The organism is Caldimonas sp. (assembly GCF_046289365.1).
Classification (GTDB): domain Bacteria; phylum Pseudomonadota; class Gammaproteobacteria; order Burkholderiales; family Burkholderiaceae_C; genus Caldimonas.
This window is the reverse complement of record NZ_JBKBVU010000001.1, coordinates 61,792-70,107: the sequence shown is the minus strand read 5'-3', so window position 1 is coordinate 70,107 and position 8,316 is coordinate 61,792. Positions and strand designations below refer to the sequence as shown.

Sequence of the window (8,316 nt, the reverse complement as noted above, 5' to 3'; positions counted from 1 at the left end):
AGCAAAACGACGGCATCGGCCAGATCAACGCAGCCGTCGGCCAGCTCGACCAGATGACCCAGCAAAACGCCGCCCTGGTCGAGCAGTCCGCCGCCGCCGCCGAGTCCCTGCGCGAACAGGCCCAGCGACTGGCTCAGGTCGTGGCCACCTTCCGGCTGCAAGAGCACAGCGCCGCAGCCTGAACCCTCGATCCCCCAGCCTGCGCCATGAGTCATCCATGAGCCACATGCAACTGCCCCCCGGGGCCGCGCTCGAGGCCCCCTCCCCGGTGGCTGACATCCAGCGCGAGTTCAGCTTCGACCGGCACGACTTCGAGCGGGTGCGCCGACTCATCTATCAGCGCGCCGGCATCAGCCTGCACGATGGCAAGCAGGCCATGGTGTACAGCCGGCTCTCGCGCCGCCTGCGTGAGACCGGCCACCGCTCCTTCGCCGCCTACCTGCAATGGCTGGAGCAGGCCCAGGGCCCACTGGCCGAAGCCGAGTGGCAGGAGTTCGTCAACTGCCTGACCACCAACCTGACCGCCTTCTTCCGCGAGGAGCACCACTTCAGCCTGCTGGCCGAGGCCCTGCGCCGCCGCGATCCGGCACGGTCGCTGCGCATCTGGTGCAATGCCGCCTCCACCGGCGAGGAACCCTACTCCATCGCAATGACCGTGATCGAAACCCTCGGTCCGGCCGCACCGGTGCGCATCCTCGCCAGCGACATCGACACCAAGGTGCTGGCCTCCGCCAGCCGTGGCGTCTATGCCCACGATGCCCGCGGGCTCTCGCCGCAGCGGCTCAAGCGCCACTTCCTGCGTGGCACGGGGCCCAATGCCGGCTTCATCCGGGTCAAGCCCGAACTGGCTCGCCTCGTCGAGTTCCGCCCCTTCAACCTGATGAGCAGCCATTGGGCGCTGGGCGATCCCTTCGACATCGTGTTCTGCCGCAACGTGATGATCTACTTCGATGCCCCGACGCAGCGCAAAGTGCTCGAACGCATGCACGCGGTGATGCACCCCGGGGCGCTGCTTTTCGTGGGCCATTCGGAGAACTTCACCGATTCGCGCGATCTCTTCCTTCTCCAGGGCAAGACCGTGTACCGCCGGGTGTGAGTCCGGCAACGACCGCCGCCGCTCAAGCCAGGGACTCTTCTGCCGAAATGACAACCATGCTTGCCTGCAGCACTCTCCCCAGCGCCGAAGCCCCGCCCTCCCGCCTGTCCGGGGGCTTCAGCGGCACGGCCGGCGCCCCCACGGGCTCACGCCTGGCCGCCCTGAAGGCGGCCCCGCGCAAGCCGGGCGAAGCCTCGTTTTTCTTCTACGACGCCCACTTCAAGGCCGAAGCCGTCAAGGTGCTGCCGGGTGAGTACTTCGTGCATGACGAGGACATCCTCATCATGACCACCCTGGGTTCGTGCATCGCCGCCTGTTTATGGGACCGCCAAGCCCGTGTGGGTGGGATGAACCACTTCATGCTGCCCGAGGCCGCCGGTGCGCAAGACGGCGGGCGCTACGGCTCCTTCGCCATGGAGTTGTTGATCAACGAGCTGCTCAAGCGCGGCGCCACGCGCAGCACCCTGGAGGCCAAGGTCTTTGGCGGCGGCCAGGTCATCAGCGGCATGCACACACTCAACGTGGGCCAGCGCAACACCGATTTCGTGCTGCAGTACCTGCACACCGAGCGCATCCCGGTGGTGTCCAAGGATGTGCTCGACATCTACCCGCGCAAGGTCTGCTTCCTGCCGGCCAGCGGCAAGGCCATGGTCAAACGCCTGGCCCCGAGCAACCCCGAAGCCCTGATCGCCCAGGAGCGTGCGGCCAGCCAGCGGGTGGTGCCCCCGGCCAGCGGCGCCGGCTCCATCGACCTGTTCTGAGAAAGTGCAAGCCATGTCCAAGATCCGAGCCGTGGTAGTCGACGATTCGGCCCTGGTGCGCAGCCTGCTCACCGAGATCATCAACCGCCAGCCCGACATGCAGTGCGTCGGCGCCGCGGCCGATCCCTATGCCGCGCGGGAAATGATCCGCAATCTGAATCCCGACGTCATCACGCTGGACGTGGAGATGCCCCGCATGGACGGCATCGACTTCCTCTCCAAGCTGATGCGCCTGCGCCCCATGCCGGTGGTGATGGTGTCCACGCTGACCGAGCGCGGCGCCGAGGTCACGCTGCGGGCGCTGGAGCTTGGCGCCGTGGACTTCGTGGCCAAGCCCAAGATCGGCATCGCCGACGGCCTGCAGCAGCTCGCCCAGGAGATCACCGAGAAGATCCGTGTGGCCGCCAAGGCCCAGGTGCGCAAACTCCCGTCGCCCGCCACCCCAGCCGGCCCGGCGTCCGACACCCGCCCACCCGCCCCGGCGGGTGTCGGACGCCTGTCTACCGAGAAGATCATCTTCATCGGCGCGTCCACCGGCGGCACTGAAGCCACACGCGAACTGCTCACGGCCTTGCCCGCCGACGCCCCGGCCGTGGTCATCACCCAGCACATGCCTGCCGGCTTCACGAGGAGCTACGCGGCGCGCCTGAACAGTCTGTGCCGCATCGTGGTGAAGGAGGCCCAGGACGGCGAGCGGGTGCTGCCCGGCCACGCCTACATCGCCCCAGGCGGCCAGCACCTGAGCATCGAGCGCTCAGGCGCCAACTACATCGCCCGCGTCCAGCTCGGCGAACCGGTGAACCGCCATATGCCGTCGGTGGAGGTGCTGTTCAAGTCCGCCGCCCGCGTCGTCGGCCCCAATGCCATTGGCGTGATGCTCACCGGCATGGGGGCCGACGGCGCCAAGGCCATGCGCGAGATGCGCGACGCCGGGGCCTACTGCGTGGCCCAGGACGAGGCCTCCTGCGTGGTGTTTGGCATGCCCCGCGAGGCCATCGCCGCCGGCGCAGTGCACGAGGTCCTGCCGCTGTCGAGGATCGCGCCGCACCTGATCGAGCACCTGCGCAGCACCGCCGGCCTGAGCCTCAACCGCGTCTGAGCACCCGGGCCACCACCTCGGCCGACAAAGGCTTGTCCAGCAGCGCCTCCATGCCGGCCGCCAGCGCCCGGGGTCGGTCGTCGGTGTCGGCACTCATCCCCACCACCCTCACCGATGCCCCGCCCGGCAGCGCGCGCAAGGCCCGCGTGAAGGCATAGCCATCCATGCGCGGCATGCGGCAGTCGGTCAACACCAGCGTGTGATGGTGCTCCTGCCACAGCACCAGGGCCTCGTGCCCGTCCTCGGCAATATCGACGAGGCAGCCTTCGCGCTCCAGCAACGTGGACACGAGCAACTGCTGCACGCGGTCGTCCTCGACCAGCAGCACGCGCACGGCGCCGGAAGGAACGGGAGACGGGGTCATGTCAGGGGACGGTCCAGGGCGATGCATCCAGCCGCCCATGCTGCCACGCAGGGCCCTGCGGTCAAGCCGGGGATCGGACCGACCCTCTCAACCAGGGGGGTCTTCCAGGAACAGGGCCTGCAGATCGCTCAGGAAGTCGAAGCCCTTCGCGGTGGGCCACACGCGCTGCCAGTCGCGCGCCACCAGGCCGCGGCGCTCGGCCTCGTCCAGGCCCGCGGCGATCGCCGACAGCGGCAGCCCTGTGCGCTGCCCGAACTGCGCCAGCTCGAAACCGTCCTTCAGGCGCAGGGCATTGAGCATGAATTCGAAAGGCAGTTGCTGGCGCGCCACCTCCTGCTCCTGCGCCACCGCCTGCCCGTCACGGGCCGCCGCCATGTAGCGCGCCGGCTCGCGGTAGCGGACCTGACGCACCACACGGTGCGGAAAGCTCAGCTTGCTGTGCGCACCGGCACCAATGCCCAGGTAGTCGCCAAAGCTCCAGTAATTCAGGTTGTGCACGCAGCGATGCCCGGGCCGCGCATAGGCCGAGACCTCGTAGCGCTCCAAAGCGGCGGCCGCCGTGCGCTCGGTGATGCGATCCAGCATCTCGAAGGCCAGGTCGTCGTCCGGCACCACGGGCGGATACTTCGCAAAATAGGTGTTCGGCTCGATCGTGAGGTGGTAGATCGACAAGTGCGGCGGCTCGAAGGCCAGCGCCTGGGCCAGGTCGGCCTCGAGCTCCTCCAGCGTCTGCCCCGGCAGGGCATACATCAGATCGAGGTTGAAGGTGTCGAAGCAGGCCCGGGCCTCCTCCAGCGCAGCCAGGGCCTGCCGGCGGTCGTGCACCCGGCCCAGGCGGCGCAGCTTGTCGTCGTCGAAGCTCTGCACCCCCACCGACAAGCGCGTCACCCCGGCCTGGCGATAGCCACGGAAACGGTCGCGCTCGAAGGTGCCGGGGTTGGCCTCCAGCGTCACCTCGCAGCCGGCCTCCAGCGGCAGCAGCGATCGCACATCGCCCAGCAGCCGGTCAATGGCCTCGGGCGAGAACAGGCTGGGGGTGCCGCCGCCGAGGAACACGCTGTGCACCTTGCGCCCCCACACCAGCGGCAGGGCAGCCTCCAGGTCGGCGCGCAGCGCATCGAGGTAGGCCGATTCGGGCAGCGCCGACGCCGCCCCGCCCCACTCGTGCGAATTGAAATCGCAGTACGGACACTTGCGCAGACACCAGGGCAGGTGCACATACAGCGACAGCGGCGGCAGCGCGGCCAGGCGCAGCGTGCCCTCGCGCAGGTAGCGCTGCGCCGCATCGGCCGGCGAGGCGGGAGACTCAGCCACGACCCCAGACCTCGCGCATCAGCTCACGCAGCCGTTGCGCGGCCAGCGCGCGGTGGCTGTGGGCATTCTTGGTGGCGGCGTCCAGTTCGGCCACGCTGCGGCCCAGCGCGGGGATGTAGACCAGCGGGTCGTAGCCGAAGCCGCCCTGTCCGCGCGGCGCCTCCAGGATCTCGCCTTCCCAGCGGCCCATCGCCACCAAAGGTTCGGGGTCGAAGGCATGACGCAGGGCCACCAGCACGCTGACGAAACGCGCGCGGCGCTGGCTCACGCCTTGCAGGCGGTCCAACAGCCGTTCATTGTTGGCGGCGTCCTGGGCCGCGCGCCGCATCTCGCGGTCGCCTTCGAGGGCCGGCGCAGGGGCGAACACCGCCGAGTGCACGCCCGGCTCGCCACCCAGCGCGTCCACGCACAGCCCGGAATCGTCGGCCAGGGCCGGCCCGCCGCTGGCGCGCGCCGCATGCCGCGCCTTGGCCAGCGCGTTCTCGATGAAGCTGTCGTGCGGCTCCTCGGCCTCGGCAATGCCCAGGTGGCTCTGAGGCACCAGCTCCAGGCCCAGGCCGCCGAGCAGCGCCTGCAGCTCGATCAGCTTCTTCGCGTTGTTCGACGCCAGCACCACGCGCATCGCAGGGCTCACAATCCCAGGGCCGCACGCTGGGCGGCCAGCAGCTCGCGGATGCCCTTGTCGGCCAGCGCCAGCATCGCGTCCATCTCGGCACGTGTGAAGGCGGCGCCCTCGGCCGTGCCCTGCACCTCGACGAAGCCCCCGCTGCCGGTCATCACGACATTCATGTCGGTGTCGCAGGCCGAGTCTTCGACGTATTCCAGATCCAGCAGCGGCACCCCCTCCACCAGGCCCACCGAGACGGCCGCCACGGCATCGCGCAGCGGCGAGGACTCGATCAAGCCGCGCTGCAGCAGCCAGGAGACGGCATCGTGTGCGGCCACCCAGGCCCCGGTGATCGCCGCGGTGCGCGTGCCCCCGTCGGCCTGCAGCACGTCGCAGTCGAGCTGCAGCGTGCGCTCGCCAAGCCGGGCCAGATCGAAGACCGCACGCATCGAGCGGCCGATCAGGCGCTGGATCTCCTGGGTGCGCCCGCTTTGCTTGCCGCGCGCGGCCTCGCGGTCGCTGCGCGTGTGCGTCGAACGCGGCAGCATGCCGTACTCGGCCGTCACCCAGCCCTCGCCGCTGCCCTTCTTGTGCGGCGGCACCCGTTCCTCGACCGAGGCGGTGCACAGCACCTTCGTGTCGCCAAAGGCCACCAGCACCGAACCCTCGGCGTGCTTGGTGTAGTGTCGGGTGATGCTCACCGGGCGCAGCGCATCATGGGCGCGGCCCGCGGTTCTCTGGAACGGCATGGCAGGGGATCCTCGTTGAATCCGCTATTGTCCCCCGGCCAGGGGCGCGCCGGGAAGGAGGCTCAACCCTTCTTCTGCGACGAGCGCCTGATCGCTTCGTTGATCTCGCGGATCGAGCGCTCGATCTCGGCCTCGTCGAGATCGTCGGGTTCCTGGCCGAGCACGCTGGCCTGGATGGTCGAGGCGAAGACCTCCTCACCCAGGGTCTGGGTGGAGATCGCCCGCGTGGAGTCGTCGTCCTCCGAGGACTCCCACTCCACCGCCAGCACGGTGACGTTGTCGCTCTTGGCCCCGGCCTTGCGCAGCGCCATCTCCACCAGTTCGGGCACCGCATCGGCGATCGGCCGGGTGGCGAGCTGGTCGGTTATGACCTGGTCGGGCAAGGTGCCCCACAGGCCGTCGGAGCACAGCAAAATACGATCGCCCTGATGCAGCAGCAACGGGCCCACCGTGTCCACCACCGGCTTGCCCGGGCTGCCCAGGCAGGTGAACAGCACGTTGCGGTTGAAGCGTTCAGCCAGCCCCACCACCCCGTTGAGGGTTTCCTGCAGCTCGGAGTACGAATGGTCGCGCGTGCGTGCGATCAGCTTGTCGCCGCGCACGAGATACAGGCGCGAGTCGCCGCAATGGGCCCAGTACGCCGCACCGTTTTGCAACACGCAGGCCACCACCGTGGTGCGCGGCGTGTCGATCAGGGCCCGTTCGGTGGCATAGCGCAGCAACTGGTGGTGGCCGGCGATCACCGCATCGTGCAGGAAGCGGATCGGGTCCTTCAGCACAGGCTTGGCATCGCGCTGGAACAGCGCCGCCATGGTCTGCAGCGCGATCTGCGAGGCCATCTCGCCCTCGGGGTGGCCGCCCATGCCGTCGGCCAGCGCAAACAGCCCTGCGTCACGGGTGTAGCAGTAGCCCATGCGGTCTTCGTTCTTCTCGCGACCGCCCTTGCGGCTGACCTGGTAGACCGAAAACCTCATGTCGTCCTCGCCGATGACCGCACCCTCAGGCCGGCTTGCCGCCCTTGAGGTTTTCGAGCTGCAACTTCAGGCGCTCGCTGAAGCTCAGCTTGGTGTAGCGCCTCTCGGTCTCGCGCGCCAGCTCCTTTTGCAGCGCGAACACGCTTTGCGGGCGCGACAGCGGGTCCAGCGCCATGCACCACTCGGTCACCTCGATCAGGTTGTCCGAATAGATGTTGCGCAGCCGCGAGAGCGACAGCGCCAAGCGGTCCTTCTCCAGGCGCTGCGGCGCGTCGTTGGGTGGATAGCCCTGCATGCAGGCATAGATGCAGGCCCCGATCGCGTAGATGTCGGTCCACGGGCCCAGCGTGCCGTCGCGCCGGTACATCTCGGGCGCAGCGAAGCCGGGGGTATACATGGGCCGGATGAAGTTGCCTTCCTTGCTCAGCACCTCGCGCGCGGCGCCGAAGTCCAGCAAGACGGCCTTGTTGTCATTGGTGATGAAGATGTTGGCCGGCTTGATGTCCAGGTGCAGCATCTTGTGCTGATGCACGATGCGCAGGCCGCGCAGGATCTCGTCGAACAGCGAGCGGATCGTGGACTCGCGGAAGACCTTGTCGCGCTTGAGCTCGCGGGCCGTGACGATGAAGTCCTGCAGGGTGTCGCCCTGCAGGTAGTTCATCACCATGTAGACGGTCTCGTTCTCGCGGAAGAAATTGAGCACCGAGACCACGCTGGGGTGCGAAATCTGGGCCAGCGAACGGCCCTCCTCGAAGAAGCTCTTCAGGCCCAGGCGGTACAGCGGCTGCTTCTCCGGCTTGACCCGCGGGGCCAGCTCGCCCGGGGCGCGCTCGGCCAGCGAAGACGGCAGGTATTCCTTCAGCGCAACCAGGCGCTTTTCCTGGTCCTCGGCCAGGTAGACCACGCCAAAGCCCCCGGCCGCCAACTTCTTGATGACCTGGTAACCACCGACCACGGTGCCCGGCGGCAACGGGGAGGGCTTGGGCTTTGACATAATCGAATTTTGCAATGCGATAGGTGCGATGGCAGTTTATAGCATGACCGGCTACGCGAGCGCGTCCTCGCGAGCCCCGGTGGCGACGGCGGATGGAAGCCCTTTTCGCGCCGCAGGCGTGACGGTGGAGTTGCGCTCGGTCAACAGCCGCTTCCTGGACCTCACGTTTCGGCTGCCCGACGAACTGCGCGCCCTCGAGCCGGCCCTGCGCGAGTTGCTCGCGTCCCGGCTACGGCGCGGCAAGATCGAGTTGCGGCTGAACGCCCAACGGGAGGCCGACGATGCCTGGCCCCGGCCGCAGCCCGATCAGCTCGGCCGCCTGGCCCGGCTGGAGGCGATGGTGCAGACCTGGCTGCCC

At 68.5% G+C, this 8,316-nt stretch carries 10 protein-coding genes and 1 pseudogene; 5 read left to right on the top strand and 6 right to left on the bottom strand.

The window, feature by feature from the left end; translation table 11 throughout:
- From ACK42S_RS00330 to ACK42S_RS00315, 4 genes and pseudogenes are all read left to right on the top strand, one after another.
- Window positions 1-182 (top strand): annotated as a pseudogene (locus ACK42S_RS00330) (methyl-accepting chemotaxis protein); the annotation flags it as partial.
- 44 nt (window positions 183-226) lie between these two features.
- Window positions 227-1,096, top strand: a complete 870-nt coding sequence (locus ACK42S_RS00325; protein WP_409702088.1) for a CheR family methyltransferase — start codon at window positions 227-229, stop codon at window positions 1,094-1,096.
- 47 nt (window positions 1,097-1,143) lie between these two features.
- Window positions 1,144-1,857 (top strand): chemoreceptor glutamine deamidase CheD, encoded by a 714-nt coding sequence (cheD, locus tag ACK42S_RS00320; protein WP_409702082.1) that lies wholly within the window; start codon window positions 1,144-1,146, stop codon window positions 1,855-1,857.
- Window positions 1,858-1,870: 13 nt separating this feature from the next.
- The gene (locus ACK42S_RS00315; protein WP_409702080.1) at window positions 1,871-2,956 is read left to right on the top strand and encodes a chemotaxis response regulator protein-glutamate methylesterase; all 1,086 of its coding nucleotides are present in this window, start codon (window positions 1,871-1,873) and stop codon (window positions 2,954-2,956) included.
- On the opposite strand, the gene ACK42S_RS00310 is transcribed toward ACK42S_RS00315, so the two are convergent.
- The 6 genes from ACK42S_RS00310 to ACK42S_RS00285 form a co-directional block, all read right to left on the bottom strand.
- Window positions 2,943-3,320 (bottom strand): response regulator, encoded by a 378-nt coding sequence (locus ACK42S_RS00310; protein WP_409702078.1) that lies wholly within the window; start codon window positions 3,318-3,320, stop codon window positions 2,943-2,945. The two genes, ACK42S_RS00315 and ACK42S_RS00310, sit on opposite strands and share 14 nt — an antisense overlap.
- An 87-nt stretch (window positions 3,321-3,407) precedes the next feature.
- On the bottom strand, window positions 3,408-4,634 hold the full coding sequence (gene hemW / locus ACK42S_RS00305) for a radical SAM family heme chaperone HemW (RefSeq protein WP_409702076.1): 1,227 nt from the start codon (window positions 4,632-4,634) through the stop codon (window positions 3,408-3,410).
- Entirely contained in the window at window positions 4,627-5,256 is a 630-nt protein-coding gene (gene rdgB, locus ACK42S_RS00300; RefSeq protein ID WP_409702074.1) for an RdgB/HAM1 family non-canonical purine NTP pyrophosphatase, read from the bottom strand. The genes hemW and rdgB overlap by 8 nt, the downstream gene beginning before the upstream one ends.
- 8 nt (window positions 5,257-5,264) lie before the next feature.
- Window positions 5,265-5,990, bottom strand: coding sequence for a ribonuclease PH (gene rph, locus ACK42S_RS00295; protein WP_409702072.1), 726 nt, complete (start codon window positions 5,988-5,990; stop codon window positions 5,265-5,267).
- Between the two features lie 62 nt (window positions 5,991-6,052).
- Window positions 6,053-6,964, bottom strand: a complete 912-nt coding sequence (locus ACK42S_RS00290; protein ID WP_409702070.1) for a PP2C family protein-serine/threonine phosphatase — start codon at window positions 6,962-6,964, stop codon at window positions 6,053-6,055.
- 25 nt (window positions 6,965-6,989) lie between these two features.
- Window positions 6,990-7,958, bottom strand: a complete 969-nt coding sequence (locus ACK42S_RS00285; protein WP_409660798.1) for a serine/threonine protein kinase — start codon at window positions 7,956-7,958, stop codon at window positions 6,990-6,992.
- Window positions 7,959-8,001: 43 nt separating this feature from the next.
- Here ACK42S_RS00285 and ACK42S_RS00280 point away from each other — a divergent pair.
- The coding region (locus ACK42S_RS00280; protein WP_409702068.1) for a YicC/YloC family endoribonuclease at window positions 8,002-8,316 on the top strand (315 nt) is incomplete at its 3' end.

Coding starts and splice junctions, on each gene's coding strand:
- ACK42S_RS00325 (WP_409702088.1), top strand. CDS start 227: ATGCAACTGCCCCCCGGGGCCGCGCTCGAGGCCCCCTCCCCGGTGGCT.
- ACK42S_RS00310 (WP_409702078.1), bottom strand. CDS start 3,320: ATGACCCCGTCTCCCGTTCCTTCCGGCGCCGTGCGCGTGCTGCTGGTC.
- ACK42S_RS00285 (WP_409660798.1), bottom strand. CDS start 7,958: ATGTCAAAGCCCAAGCCCTCCCCGTTGCCGCCGGGCACCGTGGTCGGT.
- rph (WP_409702072.1), bottom strand. CDS start 5,990: ATGCCGTTCCAGAGAACCGCGGGCCGCGCCCATGATGCGCTGCGCCCG.
- ACK42S_RS00315 (WP_409702080.1), top strand. CDS start 1,871: ATGTCCAAGATCCGAGCCGTGGTAGTCGACGATTCGGCCCTGGTGCGC.
- cheD (WP_409702082.1), top strand. CDS start 1,144: ATGACAACCATGCTTGCCTGCAGCACTCTCCCCAGCGCCGAAGCCCCG.
- ACK42S_RS00290 (WP_409702070.1), bottom strand. CDS start 6,964: ATGAGGTTTTCGGTCTACCAGGTCAGCCGCAAGGGCGGTCGCGAGAAG.
- rdgB (WP_409702074.1), bottom strand. CDS start 5,256: ATGCGCGTGGTGCTGGCGTCGAACAACGCGAAGAAGCTGATCGAGCTG.